The following is an 18551-nucleotide window of genomic DNA, read 5'->3' on the forward strand; positions in this document are numbered from 1 at the left end:
CTGAGGTTCCCACAGCCACCGTTTTTTTTATCGTCCAAATTTAAAATATCTCGATAAGGGATGTTTTTTATTTTTCATAAACTTAGAGCTCATTTCCATTCCCGTCACAGAAAAAGCAATCCCATTTCCACCAAAACCAAGTACAAAATAAGAGTTTTTAAAGTTTTTATGCTCCCCGATATAAGGTAATCCATCTTTTGTTTCACCAAAAGTACCAGCCCAGACAAAGTCGGTATAAAAATGATAATCGGGTTTAATTTTTTTTAAGGTCTTTATAATTTCCTTTTCTTTTTTATTGAGCAAAGCATCACGCTTTCCGGCATCATAGAAATCCTCATCTCCACCTCCGATCAATAATCGGCCATCATCTGTAGTTCTCATGTACATATATGGTTCATCGGTATTCCAAACAAGTGTATTTGTTATATTCTTAAATTTGTCATGATCAATTTCAGAAACGATAGCATAGGTACTTTTTAGATCTACAAAATTCTCTTTAAGTAAATTTTTACTCTCATACCCTATGCAATAGATGATCTTTTTAGCTTTAATTTGAGGACCGTTAGTTGTTGTGACTAAATTATATCCTTTATAATATTTTACAGATTTCATTTCTGTTTTATCAAATATAGCAAGCCCCTTTTTTCTATTGAATTCCAATAATTCGTGAGCAAATTTAAAAGCATCGATACTGGCTCCCTGTTTGGATACAATCCCGCCATAGGTATTTTGAAACCCAAATTCCTTCTGAATTTCTTCAGCTTCCAACCATTTTACTTCAAATCCATATTTTTTTCTGGCTTCAAATTCTTTTTTTAACCAGGATACATCTTTCTTTTTCGAAGCAAAATACAGAGACCTTTTTCTCTTAAACCCAGCTTCTGTTTTTATTTCTTTAGTTAGTTTTTCTATAGTGTCAATTGAACCTGAACAAGCCTTGTAACTTTCAACAGCACCTTTTTCTCCTATCAGATTTATAAGTTCATAAAGTGGAACATCAATTTCGTATTGCAACATGGATGTGGTTGCTGAGGTACTTCCATTACAGATTTCCCGCTTATCTATAAGAATTGTCTGATATCCATCTTGTCGCATTTGATGAGCAATTAAACTCCCTGTTATTCCACCTCCTATTACCAGTACATCACATTCTTCATCTGATTTTAATGACGGATAAGAAGCTATCAACCCGTTTTTTACCAACCAAAATGGTTCATTAGACTTTAGATCCATATTAATATTTTACAATAAATGTAATGATTTTTATGAGTTTTTAACGCTTTCCCCTGTATTAATGGTGTAATTATTGTTGGTTGAGATAGAATCAAACCACACTAAATATTAATATTATGATAACTATCATTCCAGAAGCACCGGAAAATGTTGCAGCATTTAATGCAACAGGAGAAGTAACGAGAGAAGATTTTGAAAACCTTGTTATTCCTCATGTAAAAAAGAAAGTAGATCAATTTGATGAGCTCAATTATTTATTGTATTTAGATACCGATCTGGATAATTTCACTATGGGCGCATGGCTACAAGATGCTCTGTTAGGATTAAAAAATCTGGCCAACTGGAATCGAACTGCTATTGTCACTGATAATGCGGGAGTTCAAAATTTTACAGACATTTTCAGTGTTCTATTGCCCGGTGAATTCAAGTCATTCCCTAAAGAAAATTTATACAATGCCCTTTACTGGTGTAAGAACGGTAATGAAGTTGAGGCATAAAAGGGATAAAAAAAGAGGCAGTTAGCCTCTTTTTTATTGATAATATGAAATAGATTAAACTAAAGCCTCCTCTTTCAGAAGTTTTGAAGCTCTGTATAAATACATATATCTAATACTAATTAATAGCCCTATAAATGTCATTCCTACTCCAACGAGAGAAGGATATTTAAATGAAAAACCATGTTCTAAAGGAATTCCGCCTAAGAATGCTCCCATTGCATTAGCTATATTAAATGCAGCCTGCATAAAAGCAGCAGCCATCATTTCGCTTCTCGGAGCCGCTTTCATCATCATTATATTAATTGGTGCAGCCACAGACATCGATAATGCTCCACATATGAATGTCAATACTAAAGCGATTGTTCTGTTTTCAGAAAAGAAAAATACCCCAGCTAAAGAGGTCATCATAAGAAATAATAAAAGTGAACACGTCTTTTCAGGACCTAATTTATCTGATAAAAAGCCTCCAGCCAAATTTCCCACTACCATTCCTGCTCCAGCAAGAACCATTACATAAGCCATTTGACTGCTTTTAATTCCAGCAATGATCGTCATTAGTGGAGTTATATAACTGAACCATGTAAAAAGTCCACCAAATCCGATTGCTGTAATCAAAAGTACCAACCAGGATTGTTTATGTTTAAGAAATTTTAATTCTTCCAGAAAGTGGGTATCTTGTTTGGTTTCCATAGCAGGCAGCCAGAATTTTAAAAACAATAAGGCAAACAATCCGATTACAGCAACAATAACAAAATACCATTTCCAATGGAAAGCATGTCCGATATAAGTTACCAAGGGAACCATTGCAAGATTTGCTACAGTAAGTCCCGTGAACATTAATGAAATATAAAATGCTTCCCTGCCTTTCCCGGCTAATCGCGAAGCCACTACTGTTCCTACTCCGAAGAAGGCTCCGTGCGGTAAACCAGACAAAAACCTGATGATCAACATTGATGAATAATCTGGGGCTATCGCTGATAAACCATTAAACAATGTAAAAATCATCATTAAGACGATCAGTACTTTCTTAGGTGGAAATTTCACTGAATAACCGATCAATATCGGAGCACCAATAACCACTCCTAGTGCATAAGCCGAAATTAAATGTCCGGCTTCCGGAATACTTACATGAAGTGTCTTGGCAATATCAGGTAATAAACCCATAATGGTAAACTCTGTAGTTCCAATCCCCAAACCACCAATTGCAAGTGGTATTATCCTCTTATCTATCATTCCCATATCATTAAAAAAAATCTTTGGATTGCTGCTTTTCTAAACACCGTCTACAACCCTTTGTTTTTGAAAGTGCAAAAATCGGCAGAAATATTTATTTCCACTTCTACTCAAATGATAAAAATTTGCTCTATATTAACCTTTTTACTTAATTTTGAATTAAGAAATAATCAAGATAGAACCAATGAAAATCCAAAAGGAAATTATTGAATTTGAAAAAGGAAAATCATTTAAACTTTTTGCCCCTTCCTTAAAAAATTGTTTTTTCTGGCATTATCACCCTGAAATCGAACTGGTTTATGTTGAGGCTATTAATGGTATTCGTCATGTAGGAAAAGATATTTCTGATTTTACAGACAGTGATTTGCTTTTAATCGGCTCTAATGTTCCACATCTTAATTTTGACTATAGAATTCAAACGGAATGCAAACAATTGGTTCTTCAGATGAGAGAAAATTTCCTTCAGGATATTATCATTCCAGTTCCGGAATTTGAAAATATAAAACATCTCCTGGAGCGTTCTTATTTAGGGCTTTCTTTTTCTGGAGAAGCTAAAAGACAGGTAGTAGAAAAAATGCACATCATCAAAGACTCCGGCTCTTTTGATTCTTTAATAGGTTTAATAGAGATTCTACAGATCCTGGCTAATTCAAAAGAAGTAAAAGAATTAAACAGGGATGACACCCGGATCAAATGGTTCCTGAATGATAAAATAAGAATGGGAACGATCTACGATTACATTCACGAGAACTACGACAAAAAAACGAACGTTAATCAGATTGCTGAGATCGTAAGTCTAAGTACTCCTGCTTTTTGCCGATATTTTAAAAAGCAAACGAATATGACCTTTACTGATTTCGTAAATAACTACAGGATTAATCAGGCCAAAATATTTTTACTGAAAGATTCATCCATAACAGAAGTTTGTTTTCAGGTAGGTTTTGAGAGTCTTTCCTATTTTAATAAATTATTCAAACAGCACGTTGGAGAAACACCATCAGAGTTCAGGAAAAGGCATTTGGATAAGGTTGAAAGTTGAGCTACGAAGTATCAAGTGTAATCTTTCACTTCCATGTTGTTACTGATTTAATTAAACTTTCAAATAAAAAAATCGCTCCAGTTTTGGAGCGATTATATTTTTTAATGAATATGTTTTTCAGCGTGGTAAGAACTTCTTACAAGAGGTGAACTTTCAACATGTCTGAAACCTAAACTTCTTGCAAAGTCTCCAAATTCATCAAACTCTTCAGGTGTAATGAATTTTTTCACAGGCAAATGTTTTTTAGTAGGCTGTAAATATTGTCCCATGGTGATGATATCAACATTTGCATTCCTGATGTCTTCGATTGTTTGAAAAACTTCGTCTTTTTCCTCTCCCAGCCCTAGCATAAGACCTGTTTTTGTTCTTCTTTGACCTGCTTCTTTCAGATATCTTAATACTTCAAGACTTCTTTCATATTTAGCCTGAATTCTCACTTCTCTTGTTAAACGTTTTACCGTTTCCATGTTATGGGAGATCACTTCAGGAGCTACATCTACCATTCTGTCAAGGTGTTTTGTCAGACCTTGAAAGTCCGGTATAAGAGTTTCCATTGTAGTACCTGGAGAAATTCTTCTTACAGCATTTACAGTTTCACCCCAAAGAATAGAACCCATATCTTTCAGATCATCACGATCTACAGAAGTAAGTACAGCATGTTTGATCTTCATTAATTTGATAGAACGTGCTACTTTTTCAGGTTCATCCCAGTTTACATCCATGGGTTTTCCGGTTTTAACTCCACAAAATCCACAGCTTCTTGTACAGATGTTTCCTAATATCATGAAAGTTGCAGTTCCTTCACCCCAACATTCACCCATATTCGGGCAGCTTCCACTTTGGCAAATTGTATTTAATTTATATTTATCAACCAAGCTTCTAAGTTCTCTGTAATTCTTTCCGGTAGGAAGTTTTACACGAATCCACTTTGGTTTTTGAACGGTAGTGTCTTGAACTAAATTTTCCATTTCTAAAATTGAAGTTCAAAGTTAAGGAATTTTTAATGGAAACCATCTAACAGAGAAATTGATGGAACATATAATTAAAAATATAATTGTAAATTGAACCCACAAAATCCCCTGTATGAAAACGATATTTTGCCTATTATCACTGCTTTTCAGCACGATCTCTTTTGCACAAAAAGAATTTCAACCGAAAGATTCTGAAATGATTGAAACAGTAGATGGAGATCTTGATGGAGATAAAATTCCTGAAAAAGTAATTGTATATAATACAAAGGACACGACGGATATGGGTAATGTACGTGAAATTCAAATCTTGAAAAAGACTAATGGAAAGTGGGCTGTCCTGGAAAAGTCAAAAAACGCCTTACTGGAAAGTAAACATGGCGGAATGGAAGGTGATCCTTATCAGGGTACCATCATAAAAAATGGTATTTTAGAAATTACTCAAGCTGGCGGAAGCAGCTGGAAATGGGGATATACGGATAAATACAGGTTTCAGAATGGCCATTTTGAATTGATAGGTCATTCGCTAAGCTATGGAAGACCGGGAAATTATTGGGCTGATATGGATTATAATCTTTCTACGGGAAAACTTATGTATTCTAAAGAAGTAGAAGATACGACCAATCCTGATAATGGAAAGTCCGAAAAAGAAACCGTTATTAAAAAGGATTGGAAGATTAATTTACAAAATAGAAACACAAATAGAGAAACGAAAGAAAGAAGCTTTATATTTCCAAAAACAAAAGCTGAGTTTCATTTGTAATTAATCCTCATCAAACTCATTATTTTTCAGAAGCTCAGCTAATACTTTTTTAGCACGCATTACTCTTACTTTGGTATTCGCAATAGAAATACCTAATTCTTCTGCAATTTCTTTGATGCTTTTTTCTTCAAAGAATCTTAATTTTATAATATCCTGATAATTGGCGTCTAAAGATTCTATTGTTTTAATGATTTTCTTTTGTTCTTCTTTGGAAATCATTAATTCTTCGGGTGATTTTGCAAATTGATTTTTTACCTCGTCAAGATTTTCAGTAGGATCCTGATTTTCGCGACTTCTTTTTCTCCAGAAATCAATAACCGTATTCTGAGCAATTGTTAATATCCAGGTTTTAAATTGAAAATGAGGATCGTACATATCCAATTTTGACAATACTTTAGAGAAAACATTTACTGTGATCTCATCCGTGTCATTTTCATCCCGTACTTTTTTCATTACAAAAGAAAAAACATCAACCCAAAAAACATTAATGAGTTTTGTCTGGGCTTTCTGATCTTTTTCTTTTGCCTTTTGAATAAGTAAAAATAACTGTTCGTCGTTCATTATTAACAAATATAATTTATTTTAAGTAAAATCGCAAAAACACTAAATAGCGTGATTGTTAAATTACAAAAAACCAAAATCTGATCATTGTGAAATCGTAAGTTTGAATTTCTTTTTCACACTTTTACTATTTTACCCCTTTACAAATTAACATTTCTTAACCTTGAATTCCTTATCTTTGCACGGTTAAATTTTAAAGAAAATTATAATATGAATTCCTTTATTGAAGAATTAAAATGGCGTGGTCTTTTTGCTGATATGATGCCAGGAACCGATGAACAACTGAATAAAGAGGTAACTACGGCATATATTGGTTTTGATCCAACGGCTGATTCTTTACATATTGGAAGTCTTATTCAGATCAAAATTCTGGCTCATTTTCAGCAGCACGGCCATAAGCCAATTGCTCTGGTTGGTGGTGCTACAGGCATGATCGGTGATCCATCAGGAAAATCATCTGAAAGAAATCTTTTGGATGAAGAAACCCTTCTTCACTATGTTGATTGTTTAAAAAATCAGCTTTCAAAGTTTTTAGATTTTGACGGAGACGGAGCTAATAAAGCAGAATTGGTCAACAATTATGATTGGATGAAAAACATCTCGTTTTTAGATTTTGCTAAGAACGTTGGTAAGAATATTACCGTTAATTATATGATGGCAAAGGATTCTGTAAAGAAAAGATTTTCTGGAGAAGCAGGAGCTGACGGAATGAGTTTCACAGAATTCACTTACCAGCTTATTCAAGGATACGATTTCCTTCATTTATACCAAAATAACAATGTAAAGCTACAAATGGGAGGTTCTGACCAGTGGGGAAATATCACTACAGGAACAGAATTGATCCGCAGAAAAGCTCAGGGTGAGGCTTTTGCCCTAACAGTTCCTTTGATCACAAAAGCGGACGGTTCCAAATTTGGAAAATCTGAAAGTGGTGAAAATTACTGGTTAGATAAAAAGAAAACATCACCATATAAATTCTACCAGTTTTGGCTGAATGCTACAGATGCAGATGCTGAAAGGTTTATTAAATTTTACACATTCCTAAGCAAAGAGGAAATCGATGGTTTAATTGAAGAACACAAAACAGCTCCACATGAGAGAAAACTGCAAAAGAAATTAGCCGAAGAGGTTACGGTTTGGGTACATGGAAGAGAAGAATATGAAAAATCTGTAAAAGCTTCTGAAATTCTTTTTGGACGTTCTACTGCCGAAGATTTGATAAGCCTTGACGAAGAAATATTTCTTGAGGTTTTCGATGGAGTTCCACAAAAAGAAGTGGCAAAAGATGATGTCTTAGGAATAAATATTGTTGATCTGCTTTCTGAAAAATCAGGATTTTTAAAATCTAAAAGTGAAGCTCAGAGAGAAATCAAAGGCAATGCGATTTCAATCAATAAGGAAAAAGTAAATGATACTTTTACAGCTAATGAAAGTGATCTTATTGATGGTAAGTTTCTTTTATTACAAAAAGGAAAGAAAAGCTACTTTATTGTAAAAGTAATTTAATAAAAAAAGCAACTGTTATAAAACAGTTGCTTTTTTTATTATATAATTTATGATTAGAAACTGTAACTAGCCGTTGCGGAAAGAGTGGTTCCACTTCCTGTTGCTTCTTTTTTCAATTCACCATCTATATAGACCTGTACTTTTAAAGTAGAATTTGCGTTAGCACCAGTACCCACTACTCCACCGTTTACAATAACTGCTCCTGCAGGAGCAGTAAATTCAGGACTGGTCCAGCTGGTTCCACTAAGTCCGGTTACTTGTGTATTATTAGCATCATATCCGTACGCTGCATTAGCTATACTACTTCCTGGAGACGCTTGTGCTTTAAAAACCACTTTATGACTGGTTCCAGAGCCACCTCCTCCGTTATTGTCATCGTCATCATCATTATTGCAAGATGTAACAAATCCTAAAAGCAAAGCCATTATCAGCATAACAAAGCTTCCTTTTAATACTTGGTTTAATTTCATTTTTTTCATAAGTTCTCTTGTTTAAATTTTCTACTATTATTTTTAATTCTATGATGAGTTGATTTGATTACTACAAAACTATTCTAGTATAAAGAGATTACCAATCCTTGAAAAACAGTAATTATTTCTACTTAATCTTAGGTATTTTTAGTGCTAGAAATTTTAGCTAAATTGTAGGTCTTATAATAAAAAATACTGATTTATATCAAAAATTCATAAAGTTGAAAAGATTAGCGCTTATATTAGGTATTTTACTTTCTTTTAGGGCCCAATCCCAACAGATTCCCCCTCTTAACGAAAAGTCTTACTTAGACAGTTTGCAAGGTGTTATGAAAAATAGCAGTGGCTATCCATCAAAGGCAGTTGCTTCTTTCATGCTATCCAATTATTATCGAAATGCAGACAGTCTTCTCAGCAAAAAACAACTTGAGACAGGACGAATATTGGCTAAATCTGATCCTTTTACGTCTGCCCAATATTTTTATTATGAGGGTCAGTATTATGCAGACCGTAATAAAGAAAAAGCAGCTGTATCTTATTTAAAAGCCATTAAACTATTATCTAAATTTAAATCCAAGGAATCCGATCTTTTACAATCCTGGTGTTGGTTCGGTTATGGAATAGCTCAGAAAAACAAAGAAGGATATCCATTTCTAATTAAGATAATGCTTGAAAAGAGTATTCCGCTTATAGAAAAGAATGGGAATAGTAAAAATTTAGGATTTGAATATACTCAGCTAGCTCTGATGCTTACCTATAATGCTGAATTTAAAAAAGCTGAAAATTATAACAGCAAAGCCCTTGAAATTCTTGAAAAGGCAGCCCCAAACTCCTCAGAATTATTTTTTGCTTATCTAAATACTGCCACCAATTTTTTTTACCAGGCAAAAGGAGACATTGGTAAGTCTTTTCTGGATAAGGCTGAAAAGCTCATTCAACCTTATCCTGAATCTTCGTCAAATTCATTTTACTTTTATGATAAAGCTTTATACTTTATTACGAAACAAAAACATGAAGAAACCCTATCTGCAATTGAAAAAGGACTTTATTATACTAAAAAATTTAAACAGAATTTGCTTACTCAGATGTTTTATCTTAATAAGTATGACATTTTGAAAAGACAAAAAAAATATACTGAAGCCAGAGATTTATTAAAAAGTATTCTAACAGAAAGAACTCTTGTTATAGATGCCAATAATAGAAAAATGATCTATCTCCAATTATCTAGTATCAATGAAGAAATGGGAAATACCAAAGAAGCTTTGATTTGGCAGAGAAATCATTCAAAGTTGAGTGACAGCTTAAATTCAGCAAATATAAAACTGGAAATAAATAAGTTAGAAACAAAATATAATACAGCTGAAAAAGAAAGAAGTATTGCCAATCTTAATGCTGAAAAAAAACAAAAAGAACTGGAGGTAAGTAAAAAAAATTCTTATTTATGGGCACTAAGCCTGGTTTTGATCCTGTTTATAAGTCTTGCCATTTTCTTGTTTATACTCTATGGAAATAACAGAAAGTTATCTGAACAAAAGGAGATCAATCTGCAGCAAAAATTAAATGATATTAAGCAAAAGGAGGAGTTGATTCTTACCAAAGCCATCCTTGAAGGTGAGGAAAGAGAAAGGGAACGTATTGCAAGAGATCTCCATGACGGGCTTGGAGGAATGTTAGCAGGTGTAAAAATTAATTTTTCGACGTGGGCTTCCGAACATTTAAATAATGAGAAACATGAAGAATTTTTCAAAATTTTGAGTCAGCTGGATAGGTCGGTCAGTGAACTGAGACATATAGCCCGGAATTTAATGCCCGAATCATTATTAAATTTTGGTTTGGAAACAGCACTTCATGACCTGTGCCAGTTTTATATAAGAAAAGATCTGGAAATAGATTTCCAACCTATCAATATTCATAAAGATCTGTTACTATCAACACAGCTCACTATTTATAGGATTGTACAGGAATTGCTGGCCAATGCAGTTAAGCATTCCGGCGCTACTAATATACTATTACAATGCTCTCACTCGCAAGATCACTTCTTCATTACTATTGAAGACAATGGAAGAGGATTTAAAAAAGATACTACAGACCCTTCCAAAAGTATGGGAATTTTAAATCTTAAAAACAGGGTAGATTATCTGCAAGGAAAAATGGAAATCAACTCAGATACGGAGGGAACAACCATTAATATAGAACTCAACACCTATGAAATCTGATACCATAAATATCGTCATTGTGGACGACCATCCTATTGTTATTGAAGGATTAAAAATGATGCTAAAAAATGAGCCTCTGCTATCTATTTCCAAGAGTTTTACATCAGGAAATGAAGCAATAGATTTTATTAAAACCAATGATATTGATATTATTCTTTTGGATATTGCTTTGCCGGATGCCAATGGTATCAATCTTTGTAAAGAGATCAAAAAATTATCATCAGATGTCTCTGTAATTATGTTCAGTAACCGATCTGAAAGAAGTATTGTTATGCAATGTGTTCAAAACGGAGCCAGCGGTTATTTATTAAAAAACACTTCTATTGATGAATTAGTAACTTGTATTAAAGGAGCACTTTCAGGGGAAATTGTTTTCTGTAATGAGATCAAACAAATCATTAGCAAACCATCCCAAAGTGAATTGACAGTTCCCAGATTGACAAAACGTGAAAAACAAATTTTAAAATTAGTAGCCCAGGGGAAAACCAGTGGTATGATCGCTGATGAATTGTTTTTAAGTCCTCTAACTGTTGATACCCATCGGAAAAATCTACTTCAAAAATTTCATGCTAAAAACTCAACGGAACTTATCAGTCTTGCTTTGCAACAAAATATGATTGAATGAAACAAGAAAACCGCTTATAAAAGCGGTCTTCTTTATCTGTAAAATCTGATTTTTTATAATTCTAAGAAACTGTGAAATACAGCTACATCTAAATCTCCTTTACCAGTAACGGTTTTAGTTTCTGTAACCTCTCCATCGATCCAGATTGTAACAGTCAGTGTAGAATCGTCATTTGGCATTGTTGCATTGGCCGAAAGATTTAACTGAGCCTGACTAGAGTTAACAAAAAACTCTCCACTCGTCCAAGGTAAAGTAATAGGAGTTAACACTGTATTATACATTGTGGTAGAAGTAGTTCCCACCTGTGTAACTATAGTTTTTGAAATGACACCTGTACTACCTTTTACCTCAAACTGTACAATATGGTCCTTAAATTCTTCATCGTCATCATCTTTCTTACAAGAGTTAAGAACTGAAATTGCCGAAAATAATACGATAAATAAGAAAGAAAGTTTAAATAAACTTTTTGATTTGTAAAATTGCTTCATTTCTCCAAATAGATTTTTTAATGTTTCAAATATAGGTTTTTTATCAATATAAAAATAACTTTTATGAAAAATTTCCAATAAAGATTTCCAAACAATATCAAATCGACAAAAGGATAATTACTTCCAAATTTCATCTGTTGTCGCCATATTACAGTTATTACTAAAGCTGTAAATATTCGATACCTAAAGATTTAGGAAATTGATTTATTAATTATCTTTGCACTATGAATTTAGATTATTTAGTAAGAGAACCCGAAAATATTACATCCAGTACTCCCATACTTTTTATGCTTCATGGTTATGGAAGTAATGAACAAGACCTTTTCAGTTTTAGAGAAACACTTCCCAATGATTGGCTTCTTGTAAGCTTCAGGGCTCCAAAGGATACTCAGTTTGAAGGCTATTCATGGTATGATATTGATTTTAATAATCCCGAGAATTTTATAGATACGGATCAGGCAAAAGAATCATTGAACAATGTTTTAGAAAATATTTTAAAAATAATCAATCATTACGGATTAACGGAAAGTAAAGCGCATTTATGTGGATTTAGTCAAGGGGGGATTTTATGTTATGCTTTGGCATTAAAACATCCAGATCTTTTCAATTATGTAGCCTGTTTAAGCAGTTATCCGGAGGAAAAGATATTAGGTGATATCGTTAAAGATAAAAAGAAACTGGAAAAACTCAGATTTTTTGTATCCCATGGAACAGATGATGCTGTTATCCCATTAGAATGGGGACGAAAAGCCGCAGATCTATTATACGATTTAGGATGTTATTTTACCTTTAGAGAGTATATGAGTGGCCACGGGGTAAATCAAAAAAATTATATGGATCTTATGGATTTCTTTTCTAAATAATTTACGAAAAACTAAACAATTACATTAATTCATTGTAAAATACATAAACATTCTCAAATTTGAGAATGTTTTTTATTTCAACTCCCAATAAATTGACTATATTCAGTAAATGAAATTTAGGCATTTTATATGGATTTTATTTATAAGCATTTTCGTAAATGCTCAAAACTCGTTTGAAATTAAAGATGCTAAAAAAGTCGTTATTCCTTTTAAATTAATTAATAACCTGATTTTTATTCCGGTTAATATTAATGGGGCCGAGCTCACCTTTTTATTGGATACGGGTGTTGCTGAAACTTCAATTTTCAGCCTTGAAAATAAAGAGGTAAAGCTTACAAGCTTGGAGAAAATTAAGTTTTCAGGATTAGGAGGAAACGCAAGTATAGATGGATTCCGCTCTGACAATAACATTGGTAAAATAGGAAAAAATTACATCAACAATTCTTTAAGTTTGTTTATCATTGTTAATCAGGACTTCAATATTTCTTCTCATGTCGGAATTCCTGTTAATGGAATTATCGGCTATCATTTTTTTAAAGACCATCCTATATCAATAGATTATATTTCTAAAAAGATCACTATTTATAATGATATGGATTTATTCAGAAAAAAAGTAAAGAAATTTGATGAGTTCTCCATATCCATTGAAAAGAGTAAACCCTATATGGAGGCAGATGTAGAGATGACTACCGAAAAGAAAAGCTCAAAGTTGCTTATAGATTTAGGAAACAGCGATCCTATATGGCTTTTCCCTACCCTTATTAAGAACTTTGTTTACAACCGTCCTAATATTGATGACTTTTTGGGTCGGGGTTTTAATGGTGATGTATATGGGAAAAGAAGCCGTATTCATAATTTTTATCTTGGCAATTTTAAATTTGAGAAACCACTTACTGCCATGCCAGATGAGTATTCTATTCAGCATGTAAACCTCGTCGAAAATAGAAGAGGCTCTATTGGAGGAGAGATTATGCGCCGTTTTACTGTAGTTTTTGATTATCCCAATCAAAAGTTGTATCTGCGAAAAAACAAAAATTATGATGATCCTTTTCATTTCAATATGAGTGGCCTGGATTTCCAGCAGGATGGACTGCAATGGGAAAAAGATTCATTTTCTCTTGAGACCAAAAATGCAAATAATGCCAGCAGTGGTGTAGAAGTAATCAACAATAATCTACAATATAAATTTGTTTTAAAGCCTTTATTCTCTATTGCCGGAGTTCGAAAAGATTCTCCGGCGGACAAAGCTGGTTTAAAAAAAGATGATAAGATCATTACAATTAATGGTAGAAAAACGTTGGATATGACTTTAGAACATATCATAGAGTTAATGAAGTCTGATGAAGGAAAAACGATTACAATGCTGATAAAAAGAAAAGGCCAGGAACTTACCTTAAGCTTTACACTGGAAGACCCAATCCCCTATCAAGAATAATATGAAAACGGAAGAAACCACTTTGGATAAAATAAGAACACGACCGAGATTTAAAATGTTTACTCACCTTACAAAAGAAGAGTACGCTAAAAATCTGAGTACATATCTTAAAGAACATAAAGATGAATTTTCTGGTAATGTAAATAAGGAAGTCGCTACTATTTGGGTAGAAACAGAATATGATAACTACTGGAAACCAAGATTATCCCTACGTACTGAAGAAGAAGATGACGACATCGTTATACGAGGTGTATTTGGTCCCAGTTCAGCAGTATGGACATTCTTTATGTTTCTCTATTTTTCGTTTTCAATATTATGGATGACTTTTTTCACCATGTATTATGTTGAAAGACAAATTAAAAGTTACGAATTCCCTTGGGCTTTAAATGCTTCATTTGCAATGTTAATTTGTATTGCTGCAACCTATGGAGCAGCAAGGTTTGGACAGAGTAAAGCCAAAGAAGAAATGTTAAAGCTCAGAAAATTTGCAGAAGAATCTACTTTACAATTTGAAAAGAAAGCTTAAGGTGCAAGAACTTCTGGTTTTTGTGCAGGTTCCTGAATTTCAACAGCCTTCGCCGCTCTTATGGAATCTGCCACCTTTTCTCTATTCTCCTGTTCTCTTAAAATCCTTTCAACATTAGGTTCAATAAGCTTATTCATTTCTTCTACAGAAATATTATTGGCATTAGGATCCTCCAAGAGATTCCGCCATGGTTTTCTGTGCCCCCATTTATAATCCCCAAAAACCATTACTGCTGTTCCTTTGGCCTTTGTGGTCGCTCCTCCAGGGTTTAAGATCCATGTATCGGCATAAGAGTATAGCCATTGAGCATCTTTCCTCAATAATCTTAAGCATGAATGCGATGCAGGATATCCGGGTAAATCATATTGGTGCCATCCTATTCCACCTGAATTAAAGATATTGAAGTTATAAGGTAATTTCCATTCGCTACTTACTGTTGAAATTGATAATTTCTTTTTCCAGTTTGCAAAAGTTAATCCCCTTGTTGTCTGTGCTGCTTTTTTTCCCATACTTGTAGGACCCCATTTTACAAGGCTCCCATTGGAATACACACCATACGCTTGAATAGGATATGAGAAAACAACAAATTTTTTCACATTACTCAATACATCCAATTGCATTGGAAATGGCGAATAGGCCATCAATGTAGTGTCTATTTTAGCCGGAACAACCAGGGTATCTGAGTTCCATTTATTTTTAGAGTCTAATCTGTTTAATGCTAAAATAGCATACCGCTCCTTTTCTGTATATTTTTTACTAAATACAGAATATATGGAGTCTCTCATTTTTTTATCTTTCGGAAGTATAAAAGCATTATAGAAACCGGTTTCCTGCATTGCAGGGGGAACAGATTCTTTTTTTACTACAGAGTCTTTCATTATAGAATCTGTTTTCGCCATTGGAGATTCGGTATTGGCTGTATCGTTGCCTAAAGTATCATTTATTTTTTCAATTTCTTTTTTACATGAAACTAAAAATAATGCCAGTACAAGACTATATAAAAGAGATTTTTTCACAATTATGTTATTCATAAAATTTGACAGGTCGCTTAGTTTTTCTAGTCAATACAAATATCAGACCTAAAAACCGAATAATCATAGTACCAAAGAAAAATATCGTAAAAATACGGAGGACCAAAAAAAAATTAAAAATCACTTATGGAGAAACTGCCATTTTCTGTGATGTAATAAACGATATTCTGGAAAGTTCCTCGTCTTTGAAAAGACTTTTCTTTTTAAGTGGTTTTCCCATATAAATCTCATATTTATGTAAATCTCTATTTTGGAAAATAACCTTTTCAACAGAAAAAATTTCTTTAGGTATATTGGCTCCAAACCATAATTCATCTGGCTTTTGCTTCCATGTTACTTCGTAAAGTACAGCACCTTCAGGATATTTGGAATCAGAATTCATTTTTGCATAAGCAGCAGCTGCTTTATTTCCATACAATGTAGACATTGTACTATCTTTTGGCTGAACAGATGATGTAATTGGAGTCATTAACAGTGGGTTTTCTAGCAATTCATCACTCTGTTTAACAGAAGCATTTCTATTAAGATTTTCTTTTTCTTCCGAATGACATGATAAGATGAATAGAAAACTCAAGACTAAATAAATAACATTCTTTTTCATTTTTATTCTACTTTTTTAAGTTGTGAAATAAGATATAAAGGAGAGGTGAAAACATAATCTCTGCTTTTCATCGGTTGGTGACACTCAACACATTCTTTATCAAAGTCAGGACGATCACCGTAAGGTTTCAGATCATTCCCTTTCCATCTTCCCCATCCCCAACCTTTTGTTTTAGTGTATTTCTTACTATCTTTTACCATAAATTCCACTTGGATAAACTCTCCTGTCGATATACTCCCATCCGCATGAACTTCCTGTTTCCAAGCTGTTTTTGCGAAAACCGTTCCATCAGGCCAAGGATTTGTATGATGCTCTTGAATCGCTTTTACAGCAATTTCATTTCCGAAAATAATACGTATTGAACCATTATCAAAACGATCTGTAGTACTGATTGCCTTCCAATCCCTATAGTCAGGAATATATTGTAATCCGTTAGGTGAAGGTTTGACAGTAGTATTTTTCCTGCCTTCATTCATCCATGCGTTGTATTGTTTTTCAACTTTATTCACTTGAGCAGTATCTGTCACTTTTCTTGAGGTAAGTGATAAAGCATAATTTTTTAAAATATCAACCTGTTTATCATTGAGCTTTGTTGAAGAATGTACAGCTGCATAACTTGGCAATGGCATCTCTCCAGACAGCACTTTATTTATGGCAAAAAATAGTGTAGAATTTTGCTGAGCCTTAGGCCAGGTATTCCATTTCGAAAAATCCAAAGCTTTACGCCCATCTTTAATATGAGAAGTCACAAAAAAATTAGCCGGCGTTATATTGTCATACCAATTTAAACGCGCTTCAGATGAATGACAATCGAAACAGGAATTTCTTATAATAGCATTTACCTCTTCAGGTACATTAGACAGGTCTTGAGCAGGTTTTCCGTAATTTATTTTTTCAGGACGGAAAAACTGAATCAAAACAAATACGATTAATAGAACCACAAGTATTTTAGTATTTCTTTTCATTGCATATCTCTTTATAGTTAAAAAATTACAGATCAAAGATACTATCAAACAACACCTTGTGGGTTCGATTTATGAATAAAAGGGAAAAATAGGCCGCTGAAAGCGAATATATTCTTCTGAATAATGAGTACTTTTGAGAAAGAATATCTCATTTAGCGAATGAAAAAGATCAATCTCTATACCATTACTTTTTTTGCAGTAAGTATTGTTATCTTACTGATCAGTTTTTTTTCTTTCCGTTATTTATATTCATCATCCAAGAATGATATTTTCAATAATAGGATCGAAGCGGGAAAAAGAGAATCTCGGGAGATTGGCAAATTATTGGAATTACAATTAAAGCAAGGCCTTTCCAAAGATATAGTTATTCAAAATTTACAAAGTAGTATTGTAAACACAGATACCCAAAGTGGATTCATCTGTATGTATAATAAAAATGGAATTGAGCTTTGTCATCCAAATCCAGCGCTAATTGGTCATAAAATCGATAAAAGCAACTCTCAATTTACTTCGGATACCAAAAACCAATCAGACTTTTCAACTATTCTAAACTCCGGACAGATCAATGCAGGAGTCCGAAGTTTTCCTAAGAACAGTAACCGCAGTTCGGAAATTGTAAGTGTATATCCAGTAGCAGGAAGTGATTGGATGGTAGCCTCTCATGCTAATATCAATAGTATAGAACAACAGGTAACTGATTTGTATCAGAAGTTTCTACTTGTATTTATTATTACAAGTTTAGTTATTTTAATAACATGCTTTACTTTAATACGATGGATTTATAAAAAGTATGAGACACAGAAAAATCAAGAGATCAATACCCTTAATATTGAGGTTAACAATCTTACCATTTTAAATAAGCAGCTTACTACCCTACAGGAAAAATTTCATGAGACCACCAATTTCCGTTCTAATGAGGATACTTTCGAAAACTCCAGGAAAAGGCTAATCACTTACCATAAGGATGAATTAATTTCTTTAGAAACATCGGAAATAGCTTATTTCTTTCTGGAAAATAATATTGTTTACCTGCATACTTTTATGGGAAGCCAATATTCGATCAATTCAAGCCTCGATGATCTTATTAAAGCTGTGGATAATAAGATGTTTTACCGGGCTAACCGGCAGTTTATCGTCAACATCAAAGCGATCGACAGTATTCTTGTATATGGAAAAAATCAATTGAAATTAGTAATGAAACCCGAGACTAATGACACCATCCTTATCAGTAAAAATAAGGTAGCTGAGTTTAAAAAATGGATCGAGCAATAAGTAAAGTATGCAAATGTCTAAGCTAATTTATAAATAAAAAAACCTTCAACAAATGTTGAAGGTTTAATTTTGATTGCGATCCGGACGGGACTCGAACCCGCGACCTCCGCCGTGACAGGGCGGCATTCTAACCAGCTGAACTACCGGATCAGTAGTCCTGAAGTTTTCAATCAAATTTGATATGCGATCCGGACGGGACTCGAACCCGCGACCTCCGCCGTGACAGGGCGGCATTCTAACCAGCTGAACTACCGGATCA

General features: G+C 33.5%; 19 protein-coding genes and 2 tRNA genes. 10 read left to right on the plus strand and 11 right to left on the minus strand.

Going from position 1 to position 18551, the window contains the following annotated elements; genetic code table 11:
• Positions 1-27 precede the first annotated feature (27 nt).
• Positions 28-1233 (minus strand): NAD(P)/FAD-dependent oxidoreductase, encoded by a 1206-nt coding sequence (locus tag AC3WRL_RS15275; protein WP_492330669.1) that lies wholly within the window; start codon positions 1231-1233, stop codon positions 28-30.
• Between the two features lie 116 nt (positions 1234-1349).
• Here AC3WRL_RS15275 and AC3WRL_RS15280 point away from each other — a divergent pair, with 116 nt between their 5' ends.
• Positions 1350-1730: a SpoIIAA family protein gene (locus AC3WRL_RS15280; protein WP_214827078.1), complete on the plus strand. Its 381-nt coding sequence runs from the start codon at positions 1350-1352 to the stop codon at positions 1728-1730.
• A gap of 54 nt (positions 1731-1784) precedes the next feature.
• Here AC3WRL_RS15280 and AC3WRL_RS15285 read toward each other — a convergent pair whose 3' ends face one another.
• Positions 1785-2963, minus strand: coding sequence for an MFS transporter (locus tag AC3WRL_RS15285; protein ID WP_492330670.1), 1179 nt, complete (start codon positions 2961-2963; stop codon positions 1785-1787).
• Between the two features lie 184 nt (positions 2964-3147).
• Between AC3WRL_RS15285 and AC3WRL_RS15290 the strand changes: the two genes are divergently transcribed.
• Positions 3148-4002 carry an AraC family transcriptional regulator gene (locus tag AC3WRL_RS15290; protein WP_492330671.1) on the plus strand — a complete coding sequence of 285 codons (855 nt, stop codon included), beginning with the start codon at positions 3148-3150 and terminating at the stop codon, positions 4000-4002.
• Positions 4003-4103: 101 nt separating this feature from the next.
• Here the strand turns inward: AC3WRL_RS15290 and lipA are convergent, their stop codons facing one another.
• Positions 4104-4970: a lipoyl synthase gene (lipA, locus tag AC3WRL_RS15295; RefSeq protein ID WP_214827088.1), complete on the minus strand. Its 867-nt coding sequence runs from the start codon at positions 4968-4970 to the stop codon at positions 4104-4106.
• A 115-nt stretch (positions 4971-5085) separates the two neighbouring features.
• On the opposite strand from lipA, the gene AC3WRL_RS15300 reads away from it, so the two are divergent.
• Positions 5086-5733 (plus strand): hypothetical protein, encoded by a 648-nt coding sequence (locus tag AC3WRL_RS15300; protein WP_492330672.1) that lies wholly within the window; start codon positions 5086-5088, stop codon positions 5731-5733.
• Here AC3WRL_RS15300 and AC3WRL_RS15305 read toward each other — a convergent pair whose 3' ends face one another.
• A complete protein-coding gene (locus AC3WRL_RS15305; protein ID WP_214827094.1) occupies positions 5734-6294 on the minus strand; it encodes an RNA polymerase sigma factor in 561 nt (186 codons plus the stop codon).
• A gap of 210 nt (positions 6295-6504) precedes the next feature.
• On the opposite strand from AC3WRL_RS15305, the gene tyrS reads away from it, so the two are divergent.
• Positions 6505-7800 (plus strand): tyrosine--tRNA ligase, encoded by a 1296-nt coding sequence (tyrS, locus tag AC3WRL_RS15310; RefSeq protein WP_214827098.1) that lies wholly within the window; start codon positions 6505-6507, stop codon positions 7798-7800.
• 53 nt (positions 7801-7853) lie between these two features.
• On the opposite strand, the gene AC3WRL_RS15315 is transcribed toward tyrS, so the two are convergent.
• A complete protein-coding gene (locus AC3WRL_RS15315; protein ID WP_251040513.1) occupies positions 7854-8270 on the minus strand; it encodes a hypothetical protein in 417 nt (138 codons plus the stop codon).
• 221 nt (positions 8271-8491) lie between these two features.
• Here AC3WRL_RS15315 and AC3WRL_RS15320 point away from each other — a divergent pair, with 221 nt between their 5' ends.
• Positions 8492-10486, plus strand: a complete 1995-nt coding sequence (locus AC3WRL_RS15320) for an ATP-binding protein (RefSeq protein WP_214827103.1) — start codon at positions 8492-8494, stop codon at positions 10484-10486.
• Complete coding sequence (locus AC3WRL_RS15325; protein WP_492330673.1) at positions 10476-11111, plus strand: response regulator; 636 nt, start codon at positions 10476-10478, stop codon at positions 11109-11111. Before AC3WRL_RS15320 ends, AC3WRL_RS15325 begins: the two co-directional genes overlap by 11 nt.
• 53 nt (positions 11112-11164) lie before the next feature.
• On the opposite strand, the gene AC3WRL_RS15330 is transcribed toward AC3WRL_RS15325, so the two are convergent.
• Positions 11165-11599: a hypothetical protein gene (locus AC3WRL_RS15330; protein ID WP_214827107.1), complete on the minus strand. Its 435-nt coding sequence runs from the start codon at positions 11597-11599 to the stop codon at positions 11165-11167.
• A 224-nt stretch (positions 11600-11823) separates the two neighbouring features.
• On the opposite strand from AC3WRL_RS15330, the gene AC3WRL_RS15335 reads away from it, so the two are divergent.
• The 3 genes from AC3WRL_RS15335 (at position 11824) to AC3WRL_RS15345 (ending at position 14423) form a co-directional block, all read left to right on the plus strand.
• A complete protein-coding gene (locus tag AC3WRL_RS15335) occupies positions 11824-12462 on the plus strand; it encodes an alpha/beta hydrolase (RefSeq protein WP_492330674.1) in 639 nt (212 codons plus the stop codon).
• A gap of 109 nt (positions 12463-12571) precedes the next feature.
• Entirely contained in the window at positions 12572-13897 is a 1326-nt protein-coding gene (locus tag AC3WRL_RS15340; RefSeq protein ID WP_492330675.1) for a PDZ domain-containing protein, read from the plus strand.
• Position 13898: 1 nt separating this feature from the next.
• Complete coding sequence (locus AC3WRL_RS15345; RefSeq protein ID WP_214827115.1) at positions 13899-14423, plus strand: hypothetical protein; 525 nt, start codon at positions 13899-13901, stop codon at positions 14421-14423.
• Here AC3WRL_RS15345 and AC3WRL_RS15350 read toward each other — a convergent pair.
• The 3 genes from AC3WRL_RS15350 to AC3WRL_RS15360 form a co-directional block, all read right to left on the minus strand.
• Complete coding sequence (locus AC3WRL_RS15350; protein ID WP_492330676.1) at positions 14420-15454, minus strand: L,D-transpeptidase; 1035 nt, start codon at positions 15452-15454, stop codon at positions 14420-14422. The two genes, AC3WRL_RS15345 and AC3WRL_RS15350, sit on opposite strands and share 4 nt — an antisense overlap.
• 124 nt (positions 15455-15578) lie before the next feature.
• Positions 15579-16055, minus strand: coding sequence for a hypothetical protein (locus tag AC3WRL_RS15355; protein WP_492330677.1), 477 nt, complete (start codon positions 16053-16055; stop codon positions 15579-15581).
• Positions 16056-16057: 2 nt separating this feature from the next.
• On the minus strand, positions 16058-17020 hold the full coding sequence (locus AC3WRL_RS15360) for a cytochrome P460 family protein (RefSeq protein WP_492330678.1): 963 nt from the start codon (positions 17018-17020) through the stop codon (positions 16058-16060).
• Between the two features lie 159 nt (positions 17021-17179).
• Here AC3WRL_RS15360 and AC3WRL_RS15365 point away from each other — a divergent pair, with 159 nt between their 5' ends.
• The gene (locus AC3WRL_RS15365; RefSeq protein WP_492330679.1) at positions 17180-18292 is read left to right on the plus strand and encodes a LytR/AlgR family response regulator transcription factor; all 1113 of its coding nucleotides are present in this window, start codon (positions 17180-17182) and stop codon (positions 18290-18292) included.
• Positions 18293-18368: 76 nt separating this feature from the next.
• Here AC3WRL_RS15365 and AC3WRL_RS15370 read toward each other — a convergent pair.
• Positions 18369-18442: transfer RNA gene (locus AC3WRL_RS15370), tRNA-Asp, on the minus strand.
• Between the two features lie 34 nt (positions 18443-18476).
• Positions 18477-18550, minus strand: a tRNA-Asp gene (locus tag AC3WRL_RS15375).
• Between the last annotated feature and the right edge of the window lies 1 nt (position 18551).

Source organism: Chryseobacterium sp. FW101-FHT12H09 (assembly GCF_058790395.1).